The following is a 21,452-nucleotide window of genomic DNA, read 5'->3' on the forward strand; positions in this document are numbered from 1 at the left end:
AGGCGCAGATTCCGGCTAAGCGGTGTTTTCGCGCCACCGAGTTCCCTCCCGAGGCGCTCATTCCGCCCGCCGAGAACGCACGAGGTGCCGCCCGCATCGTGACCGAGCCTCCACCTCGTCATGTGATGCCCCGCCCACGCTTTAGCAAGAAAAACTCCCGTTAGCAGTGGTTGCTAAGGCGCGGATTCCGGCTAAGCGGTGTTTGCGTGCGGCTAAGGCGCGGATTCCGGCTAAACGGTGTTTTCGCGCTGCCGAGTTCCCACCCGAGGCGCTCATTCCGCCAAGCAACACAGAAGCCCAAAGCAAAAACACGAACGCCCCGGCAGGAATCCTGCCGGGGGCGTTCGTGTTCAGCTAGAGCAGCTCACGCGACGCCGAGCCTGTTCAGCTCACGCCGCGCTCAGCTCACGCAGCTGAAGAAGATCAGGCCTGTTCCTGCTTCTTCTTAGCTTCGGTGACAACGGTTTCGATGCGGGCACCGAGTTCTGCGTCGACGTTCTTCCAGTACTGGAAGACCTTGGGCAGCAGTTCCTTGTCCCACACGCCCATGACGTGACCGGAGATGTTGTGAACCAGGCGGTCGCGAGCAGCGTCGTCGAGAACGTTGCGCACGAGGTTGCCAGCCTGGTTGAAGTCGCCGTCGTTTTCACGCAGCGTCTGAGCGGCGCGAACAATGTCGGACTGCGGAACGTCAACGAGGTTGACGTCGGTTGCAACCGATTCGTCAGCGCGCGGGCCGTCGTACGAGTTCGGTGCGTACTCGGGCTGGTCGGCCGGGTACAGCTCGTAGCGCATCTGGCCGTCGCGGCTGTAGTTGTGCTTGGGCGACTTCGGACGGTTCACCGGCAGCTGGGCGTAGTTCGGCCCGATGCGGTGGCGGTGGGTGTCCGGGTAGGAGAACAGGCGGCCCATGAGCATCTTGTCAGGCGACAGGCCGGTTCCCGGAACGAGCGAAGCCGGGTTGAATGCAGCCTGCTCGATCTGTGCGAAGAAGTCTTCGGGGTTGCGGTTGAGCTCCATCTTGCCGACCTCGATCAGCGGGTAGTCCTTGTGGGACACCGTCTTGGTGACGTCGAAGATGTTGGTGCCGTAGGTGAAGCCCTCTTCGTAGGGGATGACCTGAACGGACAGGGTCCAGGACGGGAAGTTGCCTTCCTTGATGGCTTCGAACAGGTCTCGGCGGTGGAAGTCAGCGTCGATGCCGGCCATTTCGTCAGCGTCGTCAGCCGAGAAGCCTTCGTGACCGTACTTGTCGATGAATTCCTGCTTCTGGTCCGAGTGGAAGTGGTACTTGACCCAGAAGCGTTCGCCGGCTTCGTTGATCCACTGGAAGGTGTGGGATGCGTAGCCGTTCATTTCGCGCCACGAGCGCGGGATGCCGCGGTCACCCATGAGGTAGGTGACCTGGTGGGCCGATGCGGGTTCGTTGACCCAGAAGTCCCACTGCATGTTGTGGTCGCGCAGACCGGACTGCGAGTTGCGCTTCTGCGAGTGGATGAAGTCGGGGAACTGGATGGCGTCGCGGATGAAGAAGATCGGGGTGTTGTTGCCCACGATGTCGAGGTTGCCCTCTTCGGTGTAGAACTTCAGTGCGAAGCCGCGGGGGTCGCGCCAGGTGTCGGGCGAGCCCTGTTCGCCGGCAACGGTCGAGAAGCGGGCGAGCATTTCGGTTGCGGCGCCGGGCTGGAAGACCTTGGCCTTGGTGTACTTGGAAACGTCGCCGGTGACGGTGAACGTGCCGAATGCGCCGCCGCCCTTAGCGTGGACGACGCGCTCGGGGACGCGTTCGCGGTCGAACTGTGCGAGCTTCTCAACCAGGTAGTAATCCTGCAGAAGCGTAGGGCCGTCGGCGCCGAGGGTCAGCGAGTGAACGTCGCTGCCGACCGGGATGCCGAAGTTGTCGGTTGTGCGATTGGTGGCCATGAGTCCTCCTGGGTTTTGGAGTTACAGAGTGGTCCTGAGCCCGCACTGGGGGCACTGCCCCCAGTAGACGACTTCTGCTTCGTCGATTGTGAAGCCGAAGTCTTCAGCCGGGTCCAGGCACGGAGCGCTGCCGGGTCCGCAGGCGACATCGCGGATGTCACCGCAGGTTCGGCACACAATGTGATGATGATTGTCGTTGCGGTTGATTTCGTATCTGGCTGACGCGAAGCCAGCCGGATCGATGACCCTGACAAGCTGTGTGCGCGCGAACGCGCCGAGCACGTCGTACACCGTCTGCATTGACACCGTGCCGAGCTTTTCGCGCACTGCGCGGAAAACCTGGTCGGCGTCGAGGTGGGTGTGATCGTGCTCCAACACGTCGTAGACCGCCAGGCGGGGCGCGGTGACGCGCAGTCCGGCGGCCTTGATCGTGTCAGCAGCACTCGTGGTCATGCTTCAACCGTAGGTCTTTTCTGGAATCATTCAAGAAAGGTAAACCTAAGTTGCCGGAGTGCTGTTTGGAAGCTCCCGAGGTGCCGGCGGTCTCCCGCCGCACCTCGCCGGGGGAGGGAGGGGTCAGGAGACGGGGCCGGTGTACTTTTCGCCGGGTCCCGATCCGGGTGCGTCGGGGAAGGGGGAGGCTTCGCGGAAGGCCAGCTGCAGGCTGCGCAGGCCGTCGCGCAGGGGGCGGGCGTGCTGGTCTCCCAGGTCTACTGCGGACGAGGTGACCAGGCCTGCCAGTGCGTTGATGAGTTTGCGCGCCTCATCGAGGTCCTGCAGGTCTTTGCCCAGGGACTCTTCAGTGTCTTCGGCCAGACCGCACTTCACGGCGGCGGCGCTCATGAGGTGAATGGCCGCGGATGAAATGACCTCGACTGCCGGAACTTCCGCGATGTCGCGCAGTGCCTGCTGCTCTGCGCGCGCGTGGTCTTCAGCAGTGTGGTCATCGGAAAAAGAGTGGCGGTTTTCAGTCATGCCTCCAAGCTTCCCACACTCGAGTGTGAAAAATCCCTGTGCATCGTGTAAGCTGGAGGGCGTGCAAAGTGGAGATTGACTCCCACCTGGATTGCCACAGGCAATCGGGTCAGCGATAACAGCTGTAGGCAGCGGGCCGCAAAGCCTGGTGTTCAGCTGTTGGGCACTGAGGTGAACATTGTTTCACCGGCAGCGTTTCAAGCTCCCTTTGCGTGTTCAAGGGGAGCTTTTTCTGTTCCCCGCGAGCACCGTGATCACCATCTGAGTTAAGGAGCATGCACATCAGCGAGCCGCGCATCAACGATCGGATTCGAGTACCTGAGGTCCGTCTGGTCGGACCCAACGGAGAACAGGTTGGGATCGTCGCCATTCGCAAGGCACTCGACCTGGCGCGCGAAGCCGATCTTGACCTCGTCGAGGTTGCACCCAAGGCGAAGCCTCCGGTGGTCAAACTCATGGACTACGGCAAGTTCAAGTACGAAACTGCCCAGAAGGCACGCGAAGCACGGAAGAATCAGGCCAACACTGCCCTGAAGGAAATCCGGTTCCGACTCAAGATCGACGACCACGACTACGAAACCAAGAAGGGCCACGTCGTTCGCTTCCTCAACGGCGGCGACAAGGTCAAGGTCATGATCATGTTCCGCGGACGCGAACAGTCTCGACCCGAACTGGGTATGCGACTGCTCGAGAAGCTGGCCGAGGAGGTTGTCGAATACGGCACCGTTGAATCCTCGCCCCGGCTTGACGGACGAAACATGGTCATGGTGCTCGCACCGACGCGTTCGAAGTCAGACGCCCGCGCGGAATCGCGCCGGGAGACCGCGGGTGCTAAGGGCACGTACACCGAAGTGAAGTCGCGTCGCGACCGCGCAGCTCAGGCTAAGGCCGAGCAGCGCAAGCAGAACTGACATCGGCTCAGGAGCGCTCAGCGCCCCTGAGCCACCACCCTCGGGACAGGTTCCCGAGGGCCGACTGAAGGAGAACGGCACAATGCCGAAGCAGAAGACCCACAGCGGTACTAAGAAGCGCATCCGCGTCACCGGCAGCGGCAAGCTCATGCGCGAAGGTGTCGGCAACCGCCACCTCGCCGAAGTCAAGAGCTCGCGCCGCAAGCGCCGCATCAGCGGAACCGACAAAGTCATGACCGGCGGCGACGCCGCTAAGGCCCGCAAGCTGCTGGGCAAGGCCTGACCAAAGCGCACCACAGCCTTACCGCTGTGACATTCATCTGAAGGAGTACACGTGGCACGTGTCAAGAGGGCTGTCAACGCCCACAAGAAGCGCCGGGTCATCCTCGACCGGGCGAGCGGCTACCGCGGACAGCGTTCGCGCCTGTACCGCAAGGCCAAAGAACAGGTCATCCACTCGCTGGTATACAACTACCGCGACCGCCGCAAGCGCAAGGGCGACTTCCGTCGCCTCTGGATCCAGCGCATCAACGCTGGTGCCCGCGCCAACGGCATGACCTACAACCGCTTCATCCAGGGCCTCAAGGCTGCTGGTGTTGAGGTTGACCGTCGTATGCTGGCCGAACTGGCCGTCAACGACGCAGTTGTGTTCACCAAGCTCGTGGAAGTCGCCAAGAACGCACTTCCGGCTGACGTGAACGCGCCGAAGACGCCGGCTGCCTGAGTGCAGCTGTGAAAACGCGGGGGCTGTTGGCCCCCGCGTTTTCGTTTTCCGACAGCTCCGGCTGCGCACCCCCAAAACAAGAACTGAGTGAAGTTATGGAACGCGACATCCACCCCGGCCTGTATGGCCCGGAAGTGACGTCCCCGAAATCCCGCCGACTGCGCGAAGCCGCGAAGCTCGACCGCAAACAGGGCCGCAATAAGTCCGGCAGGTTCCTCGTGGAAGGCCCGCAGGGCATCCGCGAAGCTCTGCGCCACCAGGCCGAGAACCGCCCCAAGGCAGTGACCCTGCACGTGGAACCCGGGGAAGTGGCTCCTCGGGGGACCGGTGCGGTGCTCGACGTATGGTCGACCGTAGAAGCGGCCGAGCGCAATCCCGACATTCTCGAGGCCGCTCGGGATGCCGGCATCAAGATCAAGCAGACCGCTCCTGAAGCCCTTGCCTCGGTCACCGACACCGTCAACAGCCAGGGCATGATCGCCGTCGTCGAACAGCTCGACGTCGACCTCACGTCGGTCGTGACGAAAGAGGCTAAGCTCATCGTCGTGCTCAGCCAGGTGCGCGATCCGGGCAACGCGGGAACCGTCCTGCGCGCAGCGGATGCCGCCGGTGCCGATGGGGTGATCATCACCTCCTCGAGTGTGGATGTGTACAACCCGAAGGCCGTCCGTTCAACAGCCGGATCGATCTTCCACGTGCCCGTCGTCACCGGCGTAGGACTGCCGGAAGTCACCGAACTCGCTCGTGCCCGCGGACTGCAGATCCTCGCGGCAGACGGTCACCCGCCGGCCCACGACCTCCACGTTCCGTGGGACACCGGCCTTGACCTGGCCCGCCCGACTGCATGGGTTTTCGGCAACGAAGCGTGGGGACTGCCCGAAGCCGACCGCGCACAGGCTGACGCGGCCGTGGCCATCCCCATCTACGGAAAAGCTGAAAGCCTCAATCTGGCCACCGCTGCCGCGATTGCCGTCTACGAATCCGCCAAGCACGTCCGGATGATCTGACGGTTCGCTAGACTGCAGAACGTTGTCCAACCATCTGAGAAAGAAGGCAGATGTCCGTCATCGACCCGCTTGATGAGGCTGCCGTCACCGCTGCAATGGAGGACGCTCTCGCGGCCTTTGCCGCCGCCGGCGACCTCGACGAACTCAAGACAGTTCGCATTGCGCACATGGGTGATAAAGCCCCGCTGGCCCTCGCCAACCGCGAAATCGGAAAACTCGACAAGTCCCAGAAGGCCCAAGCCGGAAAGCTCGTCGGCTCATCGCGCGGACGGATTGCCCAGGCTTTTAAGGCCCGCCAGGAAGAACTTGAAGCCGAGCGTGACGCACGCGTGCTGGTAGCCGAGGCCATTGACGTCACCGGCCCTTCCACCCGCCGTCCGGCCGGTGCCCGCCACCCCCTGCAGCTGCTGCAGGAGAAGATCGCCGATCACTTCGTCGGCCACGGCTGGGAAGTTGCAGAGGGCCCCGAAATTGAACACGAATGGCTCAACTTCGATTCGCTCAACTTCGGTCCCGACCACCCGGCACGGCAGATGCAGGACACGTTCTTCGTTGAACCCGCATCGGCCCACCTGGTCATGCGCACCCACACCTCGCCGGTCCAGTCGCGTTCGCTGCTGAGCCGCGGTGTGCCGCTCTACGTGGTCTGCCCTGGCAAGACCTTCCGCACTGACGAACTCGATGCGACCCACACTCCGGTGTTTCACCAGGTCGAGGGCATCGCAATCGACAAGGGCCTCACGATGGCTCACCTCAAGGGCACGCTCGATGCTTTCGCCCGGGCCATGTTCGGTCCGGAAGCGTACACGCGCCTGCGTCCCAGCTTCTTCCCGTTCACTGAGCCGAGTGCCGAAATCGACTTCTGGTTCCCACAGAAGAAGGGCGGCCCCGGTTGGATCGAATGGGGCGGCTGCGGCATGGTCCACCCCAACGTCCTGCGCGCATCCGGCATCGACCCGGACGTCTACCAGGGCTTCGCCTTCGGCATGGGCATCGAACGCACGCTCATGCTGGGCGAGGGAATCAACGACATGCACGACATGGTGGAAGGCGATATCCGCTTCTCGAAGGCTTTCGGAGTGATGAACTGATGCTCGTACCCTTGGAATGGCTGGCCGAGTACGTCGACCTGCCGCAGAACCTCGACGCTCACGAACTCGCTGCCGAACTCGCCGGCATCGGCCTGGAAGAAGAAGACTACATCGGCCCGGCCGTCGCAGGTCCGCTCGTAGTCGGCCGAGTTCTCACCTGCGAACCGGAAAAGCACTCCAACGGCAAGACCATCAACTGGTGCACCGTTGACGTCGGCGCCGATGAACCGCAGGGCATTGTGTGCGGAGCGCACAACTTCGGTGTTGGCGACTACGTCGTCGCAGCGCTTCCCGGTGCTGTTCTGCCCGGTGACTTCGCTATTGCGGCACGCAAAACCTACGGCCACATCTCCGACGGCATGATCTGCTCGGCCCGGGAACTGGGACTGGGCGAAGACCACGATGGCATCATCGTGCTCACCGACTGGGGCTTTGCCGATCTCACCCCCGGCCAGGACGCCACGGAACTGCTGGGCCTGAACCACGAAGTCCTCGACGTCAACATCACGCCCGACCGCGGATACCAGATGTCGATGCGCGGCATCGGCCGTGAATACGCTCTCCTGAAAGAGCAGAACTACGCAGACCCCGCCGACGCAGTCGCCCCTGTGGTTGCCGGTGAAGGGCACCCGGTCGAACTGACCGACGACGCTCCCATTCACGGCAACGACGGCTGCACCCGCTTCACCGCGCTGCGCGTTCGCGGTATCGACCCGACCGCACAGACGCCGTTCTGGATGGCCAAGCGACTGCTGGAAGCCGGCATGCGCCCCATTTCGCTCGTCGTGGACATCACCAACTACGTCATGCTCGAACTCGGGCAGCCGCTGCACGCCTACGACCTCGCTCACGTGGGTGACAAGATCGTTGTGCGACGCGGCCGAAAGGGAGACAAGCTCACCACTCTCGACGACGCTGAACGGAGCATTCACCCCGAAGACGTGCTCGTCACCGGTGTGAGTGCAGACGGCACTGAGCAGCTGCTCGGTCTGGCCGGCGTCATGGGCGGAGCTGACTCTGAAGTCAGCGACACCACCGTCGACGTGCTCATCGAAGGCGCCCACTGGGACCCCGTGTCGATTGCCCGCACAGCCCGCAGGCACCGCCTGCCGAGTGAAGCCGCAAAGCGCTTCGAACGCGGTGTCGACCCGGCTCTGGGCCCTGCTGCAGTTGCCCGCACCGCCCAGCTGCTCACCCAGCTGGCCGGCGGCGAGGCAGACGCAACCGCAACAATCGCGGGCAGCCTTCCGGCACCTCGTGAGGTGAGCCTGCCGAAGACCCGCCCGGCGGAAGTCGTGGGCATCGACTACACCGACGACCAGATGACCGGTGCCCTGCGCGCCGTCGGCTGCGAAGTCGAAGACAGCGGTGCCGACTACACGGTCACAGTGCCGTCGTGGCGTCCGGACCTGACCGACGCGGAAGACCTCATCGAGGAAATCGCGCGCGTCAACGGCTACGACCAGATCCCGTCGATCGTCCCGCAGGCGCCCGGCGGAGAAGGGCTCACTCGTCGTCAGGCATCCCGACGCACAGTGTCGAACCTGCTGGCCGACCTCGGTCTGACGGAAGTGCTGACCTACCCCTTCACATCGGAGGCTCGCCACGACGCCTTCCGGATCCCGGAAGACGATCCGCGACGGAACAACCTGCGCCTGGCCAACCCGCTCAGCGACGACCAGCCGCTGCTGCGCACCGAGCTGCTGCCGACACTCGTCGACGCGCAGCTGCGCAACCAGGGACGCGGCTTCAAGGACACGGCACTGTTCGAAATCGGCCTGGTCACCCAGCCTGAAACCGCACAGCTGCCGGCCAGTGAAACCTTCGCACCTGGCTACCACCCCACGGAAGAAGAACGCGCAGCGATCTTCGATGCCGTTCCGCACCAGCCTCTGCACGCGGCGGGCATCGTATCCGGCAACTGGGAGCTCGAAGGCGTGTGGGGCAAGGGCCGCAAGGCCGAAGCCATGGACGCCATTGAAATCGTCAAGCGGATCGCCGTGGCGCTGGGCCAGAGCGTCACACCCGCGGCCTCTGACCGCGCACCGTTCCACCCGGGCCGCTGCGCCGAGTTCCGCCTAGCAGACGGCACGCTGTTCGGCCACGCCGGCGAACTGCACCCCAAGGTCGTCGAAACGCTCGGCCTGCCGGCCCGCACGGTCGCATTCGAAGTCGTCCTCGACCCAGTGCTTGACGCTCCGGCGGAGCGCCGCTGGGCGGGCGCTCTGTCGACCTACCCGGTGTCCAGGCAGGACGTGGCGCTCATCGTGGATGACAGCATTGCTATCGGCGACCTTGTGAGCACCATGCGCGAAGCCATCGGCAGCGACCTCGAAGAGCTCGAACTGTTCGACGAGTACCGCGGCGAACAGGTGGGCGAAGGCAAGAAGTCGCTTGCGTTCCGCATGACCTTCCGCGCTGCCGACCGCACCATGACAAGCGATGAAGCCTCAGCCTTGCGCGAAGCCGCAACCGCCGCCGTCGAAAAGGCGTACGGCGCTGTGGCCCGCACTGGCGACGGGGCGTGAGCGGGTAATCATGAGCACCGTCCTCATCACCGGTGGTTCGCGGGGCATCGGCCGACACTTGGCTGATGGCTTCGCAGCCGCCGGATGGAACGTCATCCTCACGGCAACCGACGAAGCCCGCGCGGCTGCCGCAGCCCAGCAGATTGCACAGGCTCGCGGCACCCGCGTCATCGGTGCGGAACTCCAAGCAGCAGAACCCGAATCGGTTGAGGCTCTTGCACAGCGCACCGCGGATATCGAACAGCAGCTGGGAGAGCCAGTCACGACGGTCATCAACAACGCCGGCGTGGTCGAAAGCCCGGAAGGCCCCGTGTGGGATGTTCCCGCAGAGCAGCTCATGCGCACGCTCGATACGAACATCCGCGGGCCGTTCCTCATGGTCCAAGCCTTTGCCAAGCGTCTGCTGGAAACAGCAGAAGCCTCAGGTGAGCCGTGCCGGATCATCGATCTCAATTCGGGTTCCGGTGCCCAGGGCACACCCGCCTATGCGGCCTACTCGGCATCGAAAGCGGCCCTGTTCCGGCTGGCTGATTCCGTGCACGTCTACGGCTATGACAAGGGTCTGCGGATCTTCGAAATGGCCCCTGGCGTCATCGAATCCGACATGACCGGCTCCATGGCGATGCACGACTGGCGGGGCAGCTCCGACTGGACTGATCCGGAAGACGTTGTGGCTCTGGCGCTCGCGCTCGCCTCTGGCGATCTCGACGCCTACTCCGGCCGTTTCGTGCGCGCTGGTCTCGACACACCTGAGTCACTCGCGAAGACCGCTGCCGCTGGTCTCGCTGAGGATTTCCGTCGGCTGGCCGTCCGCATGGACTGACCCACCCCTCACAAAGTACGAGGCGGAGCTCACCAGAACTGGTGAGCTCCGCCTCGTGATTTTCGGCTGGAATCAGACCGTCAGCACGACCTTGCCGGTGGTGGCGCGGCCCTCGAGAGCTTCGTGGGCCTGGCGTGCCTGCTCGAGCGGGAAGGTCTGGCCGATGCGGAACTTCAGCCATCCTTCATCGAGTCCGGCAAAGAGCTGCTTTGCGCGCTTCTGGAGTTCTTCGGGGGAGTCGATGAACCACTGTGTGGAGGGGCGGGACAGGAAGATTCCGCCGCTGGAGTTCAGCCGCTGGATGTCGAACGGCGGAACAGCGCCGGAAGCCGCGCCGAAGAGCACCATTGAGCCGCGCGGGCGAATGGACGCCAGCGAGTCATCGAAGGTGTCTTTGCCGACGCCGTCGTAGGCGACGTCAACGCCCTTGCCGTCGGTGAAGGCCATGACCTCTTCGCGGATGTCGACACCGTCGCCGTAGAGGAAGACGTGATCCGCGCCGGCCTCACGGGCGAGTTCGGCCTTTTCCTCCGTGGACACCGTGCCGATGACCTTGCCGCCCAAGTGCTTGATGAACTGGGTCAGCAGCAGACCCACACCACCGGCGGCAGCGTGGACGAGAGCTGTCTGGCCTGGCTTGATTTCGTGGGAGTCCGTCACCAGGTACTGCGCGGTCATCCCCTGCAGGGGCACAGCGGCAGCGGTTTCGAAGTCCACACCGTCGGGCAGGGGCAGAAGCTCTTCGGCTTTGATGACGATCTTCTGGGCGTAGGAGCCGTGGACGTCCGTCCAGGCCACGCGCTGACCGACGTCGACTCCTTCGACGCCCTCGCCGAGTTCGGCAACGACGCCGGAACCTTCAACTCCGACGATGTGGGGGAACGGCATGGGGTACATGCCGCTGCGCCGGTAGGTGTCGATGAAGTTCACTCCGGCCGCTTTGACGTCGACGAGGACCTCGCCGGGGCCGGGGGTGGGTGTTTCGACTTCGGTGTACTCGAGAACTTCGGGTCCGCCCTGGCGGACTGCCTGGACTGCGTACATGTTCCTCCTTGAAATGCGGCAACAGCAGGACCGTGTATGAATAATTTATCTGGCCCATGTATGCTTATGCATATGGTTTATTCAGTTGCGGTATCGGGAGCCACGGGATACGCGGGCGGGGAAGTCCTCCGCCTGCTGGCCGGCAACCCGAATTTCTCGGTGACAACGGTCTGCGGGCACTCCACAGTCGGTCGTCTCCTGGGGGAAGAACAGCCGCACCTGCGCGCCTATTCCGACATGACGATTGCGGATTCTTCAGCGGCGACCCTCGCTGGCCACGACGTTGTGTTCCTGGCTCTGCCGCACGGGCAGTCCGGGGCTATTGCCGCTGAACTCGAAGAGATCAGCCCCGAGACCCTCATCATCGACCTCGCCGCCGATCACCGGCTCATCGACCCGGAAGCGTGGAAGAGCTACTACGGTTCGGAACACCCTGGTACCTGGACGTACGGCCTGCCCGAGCTCATGCTGGCAAACCTGGGCTCAGCACAGCACACAACGCAGCGCACACAGCTGGCGGGTGCGACGCGCATTGCCGTTCCCGGCTGCAATGTCACAGCCGTCACCCTCGGCGTGCAGCCGCTCGTGCACGCAGGGCTCATCGACCACACGCGGCTGACCGCCGTTTTGGCCAACGGCGTATCCGGTGCCGGAAAAGCTCTCAAACCGCACCTGCTGGCATCTGAAATCCTCGGAGGTGCCAGCCCCTACGCGGTCGGCGGCACCCACCGTCACATTCCCGAGATCGAGCAGAACCTGGCCCTTGCATTGGGTGAAGACCCGCTGGCCGGCACCGTCCGCATCACCTTCACCCCGACCCTCGTGCCGATGTCCCGCGGGATTCTCGCAACCGTCTCGGTACCTCTTGCGCCCGGAATCGACATCGCCCAGGCGCAGGAGAAGATCAGCGCGGCATTCGCCTCGGCCTATGATTCAGAGCCCTTCGTCACCGTGCTGCCACAGGGACAGTGGCCGAATACATCGGCGACCGTGGGATCGAACCAAGCCCACCTGCAGTGGGCGCTGGATGCCCGCACCCAGACCGTCACCGTCTGCGCGGCAATCGACAACCTCGTCCGCGGAACCGCAGGCCAAGCCGTGCAGTCGGCACACATTGCACTTGGACTCGAAGAAACAGCACACCTGCCACACGAAGGAGTCACACCGTGAGCGTGACAGCAGTACCGGGCTTCCGCGCCGCCGGAACCAGCGTCGGCATCAAGCCCACCGGCAAAAAGGACTTCGCCGTCGTCATCAACGACGGCCCCAGCATGAACGCCGCCGTCGTCTACACCTCCAACAAGTGCAAAGCGAACCCCGTGAAGTGGTCGCAGCCGCGCACGAGCGACGGTCAGGTCCGCGCGGCCATCGTCAACTCCGGCTGTGCCAACTGCTTCACCGGCGACTTCGGCTTCGAAACGACGAAGCTGACCGCCCACGCTGTCGCTGACGCTGTCGGCTGCGACGCTGATGATGTTCTCGTGTGCTCTACCGGGCTCATCGGAACCGGGGGAGAGGACTTCCGTTCGCGTCTGGTTGAAGGAGTCCCCGGACTGGTCGAATCAGCCTCCGCCGAGGGAGGATCCGACGCCGCAGAGGCCATCCTCACCACCGACTCTGTTTCCAAGGAAGCGCTCGCAGAAGGCACCGGCTACACGATCGGTGCCATGGCCAAGGGCGCCGGCATGCTCTCACCCTCACTGGCCACGATGATCGTCGTCATCACAACCGACGCCAAACTCAGCCCCGAACAGCTCGACCGGGCACTGCGCAGCGCAACGGCGAAAAGCTTCGACCGCCTGGACTCCGACGGCTGCCAGTCGACAAACGACACCGTCGCGCTGCTGTCCTCCGGTGCTGGCGCAGAAGCGGACGAAGCTGAATTCACGGCCCTGCTGACCGAGGTGTGCACCGACCTTGCCCGCCAGCTCATGGCGGATGCCGAAGGCGCTGCCCACGATGTCGAAATCACCGTCACGGGCGCTGTGAGCGAAGACGATGCCGTTGAAGTCGGCCGCGCCGTTTCTCGTTCCAACCTCGTGAAGACCGCGCTTGCAGGAGAAGATCCCAACTGGGGTCGCGTTCTCGCACAGGTCGGCACAGCGGATGCGAAGTTCGACCCCGAAAACCTTGACGTCAGCTTCAACGGCGTTCAGGTGTGCCGGGCGACCGCACCGCACGAAGATGCCGCAAAGGTGAAGTTCGGCCGCAAAATCACCATTGAGATCAACCTCAACAGCGGCCAGGCCGAAGCGACGGTCTTCACCAACGACCTCACCCACGAATACGTCACCGAGAACAGCTCCGCAGCATCATGACCGACAAACTCTCACCCGCACAGCGGCTCATCAAAGCGCAGGCCAAAGCTGAAATCCTCACTGAGGCCCTGCCGTGGATCAAGACGTTCTCCGGGGCGACGATCGTCATCAAATACGGCGGCAACGCCATGATCTCGCCGGAGCTGCAACAGACTTTCGCGGACGACATTTCGTTCCTGCGCTTTGCCGGCATCCGTCCGATCGTCGTGCACGGCGGCGGACCGCAGATCAGCACGATGCTCGATCGTCTGGGCATTGAAAGCGAATTCGTTGCCGGCCAGCGCGTGACCTCTGAAGAGGCCATCGACGTCATCCGCATGGTGCTTTCCGGCCAGGTGAACCGCAGCATCGTGTCCCGCATCAACGAACACGGTTCGGCTGCCGTCGGCCTGTCTGGAGAGGACGGCGACCTCCTGCTGGCCACCCCCGCTTCGGTCGAGGTGGATGGTGAGCTTCAGAGTCTCGGTCGGGTCGGCAACATCACGTCTGTCAATACGCAGCTGCTGCACGATCTGCTGGACTCCGGGCGCGTGCCCGTGGTGTGTTCGATCGCATCCGAGCTGGGCGCCAGCGGTGACAATCCGCTCAACATCAACGCGGACCTCGCGGCAGCGGCGATTGCCCGCGAAATGCAGGCGGACAAGTTCATCATGCTCACGGACGTTCCCGGCCTGTACGCCGACTGGCCCGACACAGACAGCCTCATCAGCGAAATCACGCCCGCCGAACTGCGCGAACTGCTGCCGAAGCTGGACTCCGGCATGATCCCGAAGATGACTGCCGCACTCGATGCGGTGGATGCCGGGGTCAAGCAGGTGCACGTTGTCGATGGCCGCACCGCACACTCGGTTCTTCTGGAGATCTTCACCGACATGGGAATCGGCACGCTCATTGCAGATGTCAAACCCGCCAAGGGAGGGACAAATGACTGAATGGCTTGATGAATACCGCGGCAGCCTGCTGCCGGTGTACGGCGACCCGCAGAAGAAACTCGTCAAGGGCGAAGGCGCGGTTGTCGAGGACTCCGACGGCAAGCGCTATGTCGACTTTCTCGGCGGAATCGCCGTCAACAGCCTGGGGCACGCCCACCCGGCAATCGTCGAAGCCGTGAGCAAGCAGACGGCCGAACTGGGGCAGATCTCAAACTTCTACACCTCAGATCAGCAGATCCGCTTGGCTCAGCGCGTACTCAGCACGGCACAGGCTCCGGCAGGTTCGAAGGTTTTTCTGTGCAACTCCGGCAGCGAAGCGAACGAAGCCGCGATTAAGCTTGCGCGGCGCCACAAGCCCGGTCGCACCGGGATCATCGCGGTCGAAGGCGCTTTTCACGGCCGCACCATGGGAGCGCTGTCGCTGACCGCGAAGAAGGACTACCGCGAACCCTTCGCTCCGCTGGTGCCCGGTGTTCAGCACGTCCCCTTCGGTGACGCCCAGGCACTGAAAGAACGGGTTGACGAGAACACCTCCGCCATCATCATCGAGCCCATCCAGGGTGAAGCCGGTGTGCGTCCGCACCCCGCCGGATACCTGACTGCGGCACGCGAAATCGCAGACGAAGTCGGTGCTCTGCTCATCTTCGACGAAGTGCAGACCGGTGTCGGCCGGACCGGCAGCTGGTACGCCTTCCAGCACCCGGAAATCGGCGAGGGTGTGCGGCCCGATGCCATGACCCTGGCCAAGGGCCTGGGCGGGGGACTGCCGATCGGTGCACTCGTGACGTTCGGCGAAACGACATCGAAGCTGCTGACGGCCGGTCAGCACGGCACAACCTTCGGCGGCAACCCCATCGCGTGTGCGGCGGCCAATGCTGTCCTTGACGTCATCGAGTCCGACGCCGTGCTCGAGCACGTGCGTGAGGCCGGCCAGCTTCTGCGCGACGGCCTTAAAGCGATTCCCGGAATCACCGATGTTCGCGGTGCCGGCCTGCTGCTGTCCTTTGACATCGCACCGGTTTCGGCAAAGGCCTTCACCGCGGCAGCACTCAAAGCCGGTTTCCTCGTCAATGCAGTAGCTCCCACCCGCATTCGCCTGGCACCGCCGCTCATCATCAGCTCCGATGAGATCCGCGCTTTTCTTTCTGCAGTGCCCGATATCCTCAAGGAAGGAGGGCAGAGCGCATGACCCGACATTTCCTCAAAGACACGGACCTCACGCCCAGCGAGTTGAGCGAAGTCCTCGACCTCGCCCAGCGGATGAAAGCCGAACCCTATGCTTTCCGCCCGCTGGAAGGGCCGCAGACGGTCGCCGTTGTGTTCGACAAGACCTCGACCCGCACCCGCGTGTCCTTCGCCGCCGGCATTGCCGCACTCGGAGGCAATCCGCTCATCATCAACCCCGGTGAGTCCCAGATGGGCCACAAGGAGTCGATTGCAGATTCGGCCCGCGTCTTCTCCCGGATGGTGTCGGCTATTGTGTGGCGCACTTTCGACCACGCCGGGCTGGAAGAAATGGCCGCTCACTCGGGCGTGCCGGTCATCAACTCCCTGTCGGACGATTACCACCCGTGCCAGCTGCTGGCTGACCTGCTGACCATTCGCGAACATCGCGGCACCGGCGAAGGCAATGGTCTTGCCGGACTGAAGCTCGCCTACTTCGGCGACGGGGCGAACAACATGGCGCACTCGTACCTGCTGGCGTGCGCCAACGCCGGTATGGACGTTGCGATTGCTGCCCCCGCCTCGGCTCAGCCCGCCGCCCACGTCGTGGACGAGGCGCGCGCTCTGGGCGAAACGACCGGCAGCTCGGTGCTTGTCACGGAAGACCCTGCTGAAGCCGCACGCAGCGCCGACGTCCTCGTGACCGACACCTGGATTTCCATGGGTCAGGAAGACGACGGTCGTTCTGGAGCGGATTCGCCGTTCGTGCCCTACCGGGTCACCCAGGAGCTCATGGACCTCGGTCGAAACCCCATCTTCATGCACTGCCTGCCCGCCTACCGCGGGCACGAGGTGGATGCCGAGGTCATCGACGGTCCCGCCTCTGTCGTCTTTGACGAGGCGGAGAACCGGCTGCACGCACAGAAGGCACTTCTGGCTTGGCTGGTGGGACGCTCATGACAGCACCTCAGCAGAACACGTCCGTTCCCAGCACGAAGACCGCACGCCACTCGCACATTGCGGACATCATCCGCCGGCACCGCGTGCGTTCGCAATCTGAGCTGGCCGGCAGGCTTGCCGATGCGGGCATCCTCGTCACCCAGGCCACGCTGTCGCGCGACCTGGTGGAACTCGGGGCAGTCAAAGTCCGCACGAGCGCCGGTGCGGTCTACGCAGTTCCGGGTGAAGGCGGCGACCGCTCTCTGGAGCAGGGCGTTGGAGGCGAACTCATCGACGCGAAGCTCCAGCGGCTCCTCGAAGAGCTGCTCGTTTCAGCGGAGGCTTCCGGCAACCTCGTCCTGCTGCGCACCCCGGCCGGTGCAGCTCAGTACCTGGCCAGCGCGCTCGACCGTTCGTCCCTGCCGACAGTGCTGGGCACTATCGCGGGTGATGACACCGTCATGGTCATCGCCCGCAAACCCGACGGGGGAGACGAAGTCGCCCGCTTCTTGCTCGACCTCGCCGCAGACAGCGTTTAACCAGACAGCGTTTAACCACAGACATTCAGAACTCAGACACCAGAAGGAAAGGAGACACAATGACTGATCGCATTGTTCTCGCATACTCCGGCGGCCTCGACACCTCGGTCGCCATCGGATGGATCCAGGAAGCCACCGGCAAGGAAGTCGTCGCAATGGCCGTCGACGTAGGCCAGGGCGGAGAAGACCTCGAAACCATTCGCCAGCGCGCCCTCGACTGCGGTGCGGTCGAAGCCTATGTTGCAGACGCCCGCGACGAATTCGCCGAAGAGTACTGCATGCCGGGTCTGCAGGCGAACACCATGTACATGGACGCCTACCCGAACGTTTCGGCCCTTTCGCGTCCCCTCATCTCCAAGCACCTCGTGGCCGCCGCCCGTGAGTTCGGCGCCAGCACCGTTTCGCACGGCTGCACCGGCAAGGGCAACGACCAGGTGCGCTTCGAGGTCGCCATCACCACGCTGGCCCCGGACCTCGACTGCATCGCCCCGGTGCGTGACCTCGCACTGACCCGCGAAGCGGCCATTGAATACGCCGAAAAGAACGACCTTCCGATCATCACGACGAAGTCGAACCCGTTCTCCATCGACCAGAACGTGTGGGGACGCGCAGTCGAGACCGGCTTCCTCGAGGACATCTGGAACGGTCCCACCAAGGACGTCTACGACTACACCGACGACCCGGCGTTCCCGCCGGCTCCCGACGAGGTCGTCATCACCTTCGAAAACGGCATTCCGGTGGCCATTGACGGCGAGGCAGTGACCCCGCTGCAGGCGATCGAAAAGCTCAACCACCGCGCCGGTCAGCACGGCATCGGCCGGATCGATATTGTCGAAGACCGCCTGGTCGGCATCAAGAGCCGCGAAATCTACGAGGCTCCCGGCGCGATCACGCTCATCGAAGCTCACCGTGAACTCGAGCGCATCACGCTCGAGCGCGAACAGCTGCGCTTCAAGCGCTCGGTCGAGCAGCGCTGGACCGAACTCGTCTACGACGGCCAGTGGTTCTCGGAGCTCAAGGGCTCGCTCGATGCGTTCATCCTCGACACGCAGAAGCACGTCAACGGCGACATCCGCATGACCCTGCACGGCGGTCGCGCGGTTGTGACCGGACGCAAGTCCCCGAACTCGCTGTACGACTTCGGTCTGGCCACTTACGACGAAGGCCAGACCTTCGACCAGTCGGCTGCCCGCGGCTTCATCGACATCTACGGTCTGTCGGCTCGTGTGGCCAGCGACCGCAACCAGCGGGTGCAGAAGCAGGCATGATGAGCTTTCTCCGCGGCCCGGTCGGGTTGAAGGGACTGGACTGGCCGGGCCGCGGCGAAATCGCACGGTGTGCAGAAAGGATTGTGACGTGACAGAACGTGTAAGCCTGTGGGGCGGACGGTTCGGTTCCGGCCCCGCCGACGACTTGGCAAAGCTCTCAAAGTCGACCCACTTCGACTGGCGCCTGGCCCAGTACGACCTGGCCGGTTCGCGTGCTCACGCTCGCGTTCTGCACCGCGCGGGTCTGCTTGACGAGGCGGAGCTCGAGGGGATGCTCAAGGCCCTTGCCGAACTCGGCCGCCGTGTCGAGTCGGGGGAGTTTGCTCCCGTTGAGTCCGATGAGGACGTCCACTCGGCACTCGAACGCGGACTGCTCGAGATCGCTGGAACCGAGCTCGGCGGTAAGCTGCGCGCCGGTCGCAGCCGCAACGACCAGATCGCCACGATGGGGCGGATGTACGTCCGCGATTCTTCTCGCGTCATTGCCCAGCAGGTGCTCGCAGTCGTCGAGGCGCTCATTGCCCAGGCGGCAGCCCACCCGGATGCTCCCATGCCCGGCCGCACCCACCTGCAGCACGCTCAGCCGGTTCTTCTGGCTCACCACCTGCTGGCCCACGCGTGGCCTCTCATGCGCGATGTTGAACGGCTCATGGACCTGGACAAGCGGGCCGCGGTGTCGGCCTACGGTTCGGGTGCTCTTGCAGGTTCGTCACTCGGACTTGACCCGCAGGCCGTGGCTGAAGAACTCGGTTTCCCCACTTCGACCGAGAACTCGATCGACGGCACTGCCAGCCGTGACATCTTCGCTGAGTTTGCGTGGGTGACCGCCATGATCGGAGTGGACCTTTCTCGCCTGTCCGAAGAGATCATCATCTGGAACACCAACGAGTTCTCGTTCATCAAGCTGTCGGACAACTATTCGACCGGCTCGTCGATCATGCCGCAGAAGAAGAACCCTGACGTAGCCGAACTGACCCGCGGCAAGGCGGGCCGGCTCATCGGCGACCTGACCAGCCTGCTGGTCACACTCAAGGCTCAGCCGCTGGCGTACAACCGCGACCTGCAGGAAGACAAAGAGCCGATCTTCGATGCGGTCGACACTCTTACGCTCCTGCTGCCCGCCTTTGCCGGCATGGTCGCAACGGCAGAGTTCAACACTGAGCGCATGGCGCAGCTGGCACCGCGTGGTTTTGCGCTGGCAACCGACATTGCCGAATGGCTGGTCCGCGAAGGTGTGCCGTTCCGCGTGGCACACGAACTTTCCGGCGCCGCCGTGAAGAAAGCCGAAGACCGCGGTGTTGAGCTGTGGGATCTCAGCGATGACGACTACGCCGAAATCTCCGAGCACTTCACCCCGCAGATGCGCGAAGTGCTCAGCACCCTGGGCTCTGTCGATTCGCGCAGTGCGAAGGGCGGAACCGCTCGCAGTGCAGTGCAGACCCAGCTGGAAAACGCGCGAGTCGAGCTGCGTCGCTTAAGCGAGTTCGCCCAGAGCTGACCAAACTCGACACAGCGGCCGCGTGCACCTTCAGCACGCGGCCGTTTCTGTACACGTAGAATGCCCTGTGGAGCCCAAGCTTCCACAAAGCAGAAACAGAAAGGCCAAAAGTGACTGACGTCCTCAGCGACCTCCAGGCTCGCGCAATTGCCGCGCAGACAACCGACGAAGATGCTCTTCGAGCAGCTCTCAACGGCGGGTCGCTGACGTTCTATGTTGGCTTTGACCCGACCGCGCCCAGTATTCACATGGGCAACCTGGTGCAGGTGCTCGTCGCCCGCCGTCTGCAGATGGCCGGACACAACCCGCTCATGCTGGTCGGCGGTGCAACCGGTCTGATCGGCGACCCGCGCATGTCGGGCGAACGCACGCTGAACGACCGCGAAGTCGTCGAAGGCTGGGTCGAGAAGATTCGCTCGCAGATTGAGCGCTTCCTCGACTTCGACGGTCCGCACGCGGCCCGCATGGTCAACAACCTTGACTGGACCAAAGACATTTCGGCGCTGGACTTCCTGCGCGATGTCGGCAAGCACTTCTCCGTCAACCGCATGCTGGCCAAGGAAGCCGTTGCCGCTCGTCTGAAGTCGGAGGACGGAATTTCGTTCACAGAGTTCGCCTACCAGCTGCTGCAGGGCAACGACTACCTGGAGCTCAACCGCCGCTACGGCGTGACGCTGCAGACTGGCGGTTCGGACCAGTGGGGCAATCTCACCAGCGGTGTTGACCTCATTCGCCGCGTTGAGCGCAAGTCGGTGCACGCAATGTCGACCCGTCTGATCACCAAGGCTGACGGCACCAAGTTCGGCAAGACAGAGTCCGGCACCGTGTGGCTGGATCCGACACTCACCTCGCCGTACGCATTCAGCCAGTTCTGGCTCAACTCGGCAGACGCCGATGCGCCGGGATACCTCCGTGTCTTCTCTCTGCGTCCGCTGGACGAAATAGAAGACATCATCGAGCAGTTCCAGGCTGAACCGCACAAGCGCCTGGTGCAGCGCACGCTTGCTGAAGACGTCACGACGCTTGTGCACGGCAAGGAAGAGTCCGATCAGGCCTTCGCCGCTGCGGCCGCGCTTTTCGGCACCGGCGACCTCAGCGAACTCAACCCATCAACACTGGGCTCCGCTCTTGCTTCGCTGCCAAACCTCGAGGTCGACAGCTCCGCGATCACGGCGGGACTTTCCGTTGCCGACGCTTTTGCGGGATCGGGAATCGTCAAGTCGAAGGGCGATGCTCGCCGCGCCGTGAAGGAAGGCGGCGCCTACATCAACAACGAACGGGTCTCGGATGCCGAGGCGCCTCTCACCGGTCAGCAGCTCCTTCCGATTGACGGGGGATCGGCTGCTCTGCTGCGCCGCGGCAAGCGCACTCTCGGTGCCGTGATCGTGCGCGATAACTGACCGAGCGCGGTCCACACAGACTCGAAGAGGGAGCGGATTTGCATCCGCTCCCTCTTGTGTATTAAGTTATCCCTCGTTGCCAAAAACGGGAGGGCGCAAGCCCAACTGCAGATCAGAAGCCAAATCAGGTAACTGACTGGGCAGTCCGAAGAAGGCAGCGCACTCAAGCGGAAAGACCAGAGTGGCAAGCTTCACACAGAAGCAAGTTGCAAAGTGAAAATCCGCAGGGTAGAGTAAAGACCCGGTCGCAGGGAAACCTGAGATTAACGGTTCGAAACCTCGACCTGAACATCACAACTCCGGAAGGTCCGCAGCAGCGGGCTGAAAGGTTTTGGTGTCTGTTCTTTGTCAACTCAATAGCGTGTTTG

At 63.5% G+C, this 21,452-nt stretch carries 20 protein-coding genes; 16 read left to right on the top strand and 4 right to left on the bottom strand.

Annotated elements, in window-relative coordinates:
* Nucleotides 1–423: 423 nt before the first annotated feature.
* The 3 genes from HMPREF3092_RS08510 to HMPREF3092_RS08520 form a co-directional block, all read right to left on the bottom strand.
* A complete protein-coding gene (locus HMPREF3092_RS08510) occupies nucleotides 424–1,923 on the bottom strand; it encodes a catalase (RefSeq protein ID WP_070424583.1) in 1,500 nt (499 codons plus the stop codon).
* A 21-nt stretch (nucleotides 1,924–1,944) separates the two neighbouring features.
* Nucleotides 1,945–2,376: a Fur family transcriptional regulator gene (locus HMPREF3092_RS08515; RefSeq protein WP_070424584.1), complete on the bottom strand. Its 432-nt coding sequence runs from the start codon at nucleotides 2,374–2,376 to the stop codon at nucleotides 1,945–1,947.
* A gap of 123 nt (nucleotides 2,377–2,499) precedes the next feature.
* The gene (locus HMPREF3092_RS08520; RefSeq protein ID WP_019174916.1) at nucleotides 2,500–2,898 is read right to left on the bottom strand and encodes a DUF1844 domain-containing protein; all 399 of its coding nucleotides are present in this window, start codon (nucleotides 2,896–2,898) and stop codon (nucleotides 2,500–2,502) included.
* 275 nt (nucleotides 2,899–3,173) lie between these two features.
* On the opposite strand from HMPREF3092_RS08520, the gene infC reads away from it, so the two are divergent.
* From infC to HMPREF3092_RS08555, 7 genes are all read left to right on the top strand, one after another.
* Nucleotides 3,174–3,809, top strand: coding sequence for a translation initiation factor IF-3 (gene infC / locus HMPREF3092_RS08525; RefSeq protein WP_019174917.1), 636 nt, complete (start codon nucleotides 3,174–3,176; stop codon nucleotides 3,807–3,809).
* A gap of 82 nt (nucleotides 3,810–3,891) precedes the next feature.
* Entirely contained in the window at nucleotides 3,892–4,092 is a 201-nt protein-coding gene (gene rpmI / locus HMPREF3092_RS08530) for a 50S ribosomal protein L35 (protein ID WP_019174918.1), read from the top strand.
* A gap of 51 nt (nucleotides 4,093–4,143) precedes the next feature.
* Nucleotides 4,144–4,533 (top strand): 50S ribosomal protein L20, encoded by a 390-nt coding sequence (rplT, locus tag HMPREF3092_RS08535; RefSeq protein ID WP_070424585.1) that lies wholly within the window; start codon nucleotides 4,144–4,146, stop codon nucleotides 4,531–4,533.
* A 95-nt stretch (nucleotides 4,534–4,628) separates the two neighbouring features.
* On the top strand, nucleotides 4,629–5,540 hold the full coding sequence (locus HMPREF3092_RS08540) for a TrmH family RNA methyltransferase (RefSeq protein WP_019174920.1): 912 nt from the start codon (nucleotides 4,629–4,631) through the stop codon (nucleotides 5,538–5,540).
* A gap of 50 nt (nucleotides 5,541–5,590) precedes the next feature.
* Nucleotides 5,591–6,631, top strand: coding sequence for a phenylalanine--tRNA ligase subunit alpha (pheS, locus tag HMPREF3092_RS08545; RefSeq protein ID WP_070424586.1), 1,041 nt, complete (start codon nucleotides 5,591–5,593; stop codon nucleotides 6,629–6,631).
* Nucleotides 6,631–9,159, top strand: coding sequence for a phenylalanine--tRNA ligase subunit beta (gene pheT, locus HMPREF3092_RS08550; RefSeq protein WP_070424587.1), 2,529 nt, complete (start codon nucleotides 6,631–6,633; stop codon nucleotides 9,157–9,159). The genes pheS and pheT overlap by 1 nt, the downstream gene beginning before the upstream one ends.
* 10 nt (nucleotides 9,160–9,169) lie before the next feature.
* Complete coding sequence (locus tag HMPREF3092_RS08555; RefSeq protein ID WP_070424588.1) at nucleotides 9,170–9,982, top strand: SDR family NAD(P)-dependent oxidoreductase; 813 nt, start codon at nucleotides 9,170–9,172, stop codon at nucleotides 9,980–9,982.
* Between the two features lie 72 nt (nucleotides 9,983–10,054).
* On the opposite strand, the gene HMPREF3092_RS08560 is transcribed toward HMPREF3092_RS08555, so the two are convergent.
* Nucleotides 10,055–11,026: a quinone oxidoreductase family protein gene (locus HMPREF3092_RS08560; protein WP_070424589.1), complete on the bottom strand. Its 972-nt coding sequence runs from the start codon at nucleotides 11,024–11,026 to the stop codon at nucleotides 10,055–10,057.
* A 72-nt stretch (nucleotides 11,027–11,098) separates the two neighbouring features.
* Here HMPREF3092_RS08560 and argC point away from each other — a divergent pair, with 72 nt between their 5' ends.
* From argC to tyrS, 9 genes are all read left to right on the top strand, one after another.
* Nucleotides 11,099–12,196: an N-acetyl-gamma-glutamyl-phosphate reductase gene (argC, locus tag HMPREF3092_RS08565; protein WP_083274337.1), complete on the top strand. Its 1,098-nt coding sequence runs from the start codon at nucleotides 11,099–11,101 to the stop codon at nucleotides 12,194–12,196.
* The gene (argJ, locus tag HMPREF3092_RS08570) at nucleotides 12,193–13,344 is read left to right on the top strand and encodes a bifunctional glutamate N-acetyltransferase/amino-acid acetyltransferase ArgJ (RefSeq protein ID WP_070424591.1); all 1,152 of its coding nucleotides are present in this window, start codon (nucleotides 12,193–12,195) and stop codon (nucleotides 13,342–13,344) included. Before argC ends, argJ begins: the two co-directional genes overlap by 4 nt.
* Nucleotides 13,341–14,276, top strand: a complete 936-nt coding sequence (gene argB, locus HMPREF3092_RS08575; RefSeq protein ID WP_070424592.1) for an acetylglutamate kinase — start codon at nucleotides 13,341–13,343, stop codon at nucleotides 14,274–14,276. The genes argJ and argB overlap by 4 nt, the downstream gene beginning before the upstream one ends.
* On the top strand, nucleotides 14,269–15,465 hold the full coding sequence (locus HMPREF3092_RS08580) for an acetylornithine transaminase (protein WP_070424593.1): 1,197 nt from the start codon (nucleotides 14,269–14,271) through the stop codon (nucleotides 15,463–15,465). Before argB ends, HMPREF3092_RS08580 begins: the two co-directional genes overlap by 8 nt.
* Nucleotides 15,462–16,400, top strand: coding sequence for an ornithine carbamoyltransferase (gene argF, locus HMPREF3092_RS08585; RefSeq protein WP_070424594.1), 939 nt, complete (start codon nucleotides 15,462–15,464; stop codon nucleotides 16,398–16,400). The genes HMPREF3092_RS08580 and argF overlap by 4 nt, the downstream gene beginning before the upstream one ends.
* The gene (locus HMPREF3092_RS08590) at nucleotides 16,397–16,918 is read left to right on the top strand and encodes an arginine repressor (RefSeq protein WP_019174930.1); all 522 of its coding nucleotides are present in this window, start codon (nucleotides 16,397–16,399) and stop codon (nucleotides 16,916–16,918) included. The genes argF and HMPREF3092_RS08590 overlap by 4 nt, the downstream gene beginning before the upstream one ends.
* A 59-nt stretch (nucleotides 16,919–16,977) precedes the next feature.
* Nucleotides 16,978–18,186, top strand: a complete 1,209-nt coding sequence (locus HMPREF3092_RS08595) for an argininosuccinate synthase (protein ID WP_019174931.1) — start codon at nucleotides 16,978–16,980, stop codon at nucleotides 18,184–18,186.
* Nucleotides 18,187–18,274: 88 nt separating this feature from the next.
* Complete coding sequence (gene argH / locus HMPREF3092_RS08600) at nucleotides 18,275–19,684, top strand: argininosuccinate lyase (RefSeq protein ID WP_070424595.1); 1,410 nt, start codon at nucleotides 18,275–18,277, stop codon at nucleotides 19,682–19,684.
* Between the two features lie 110 nt (nucleotides 19,685–19,794).
* Complete coding sequence (tyrS, locus tag HMPREF3092_RS08605; protein ID WP_070424596.1) at nucleotides 19,795–21,084, top strand: tyrosine--tRNA ligase; 1,290 nt, start codon at nucleotides 19,795–19,797, stop codon at nucleotides 21,082–21,084.
* Nucleotides 21,085–21,452 lie beyond the last annotated feature (368 nt).

The organism is Brevibacterium sp. HMSC24B04 (assembly GCF_001806835.1).
In the GTDB taxonomy this organism is placed as follows: Bacteria; Actinomycetota; Actinomycetes; order Actinomycetales; family Brevibacteriaceae; genus Brevibacterium; species Brevibacterium ravenspurgense.

Coding starts and splice junctions, on each gene's coding strand:
- HMPREF3092_RS08510 (WP_070424583.1), bottom strand. CDS start 1,923: ATGGCCACCAATCGCACAACCGACAACTTCGGCATCCCGGTCGGCAGC.
- HMPREF3092_RS08515 (WP_070424584.1), bottom strand. CDS start 2,376: ATGACCACGAGTGCTGCTGACACGATCAAGGCCGCCGGACTGCGCGTC.
- HMPREF3092_RS08520 (WP_019174916.1), bottom strand. CDS start 2,898: ATGACTGAAAACCGCCACTCTTTTTCCGATGACCACACTGCTGAAGAC.
- infC (WP_019174917.1), top strand. CDS start 3,174: ATGCACATCAGCGAGCCGCGCATCAACGATCGGATTCGAGTACCTGAG.
- rpmI (WP_019174918.1), top strand. CDS start 3,892: ATGCCGAAGCAGAAGACCCACAGCGGTACTAAGAAGCGCATCCGCGTC.
- HMPREF3092_RS08540 (WP_019174920.1), top strand. CDS start 4,629: ATGGAACGCGACATCCACCCCGGCCTGTATGGCCCGGAAGTGACGTCC.
- pheS (WP_070424586.1), top strand. CDS start 5,591: ATGTCCGTCATCGACCCGCTTGATGAGGCTGCCGTCACCGCTGCAATG.
- pheT (WP_070424587.1), top strand. CDS start 6,631: ATGCTCGTACCCTTGGAATGGCTGGCCGAGTACGTCGACCTGCCGCAG.
- HMPREF3092_RS08555 (WP_070424588.1), top strand. CDS start 9,170: ATGAGCACCGTCCTCATCACCGGTGGTTCGCGGGGCATCGGCCGACAC.
- HMPREF3092_RS08560 (WP_070424589.1), bottom strand. CDS start 11,026: ATGTACGCAGTCCAGGCAGTCCGCCAGGGCGGACCCGAAGTTCTCGAG.
- argC (WP_083274337.1), top strand. CDS start 11,099: ATGGTTTATTCAGTTGCGGTATCGGGAGCCACGGGATACGCGGGCGGG.
- argB (WP_070424592.1), top strand. CDS start 13,341: ATGACCGACAAACTCTCACCCGCACAGCGGCTCATCAAAGCGCAGGCC.
- HMPREF3092_RS08580 (WP_070424593.1), top strand. CDS start 14,269: ATGACTGAATGGCTTGATGAATACCGCGGCAGCCTGCTGCCGGTGTAC.
- argF (WP_070424594.1), top strand. CDS start 15,462: ATGACCCGACATTTCCTCAAAGACACGGACCTCACGCCCAGCGAGTTG.
- HMPREF3092_RS08590 (WP_019174930.1), top strand. CDS start 16,397: ATGACAGCACCTCAGCAGAACACGTCCGTTCCCAGCACGAAGACCGCA.
- HMPREF3092_RS08595 (WP_019174931.1), top strand. CDS start 16,978: ATGACTGATCGCATTGTTCTCGCATACTCCGGCGGCCTCGACACCTCG.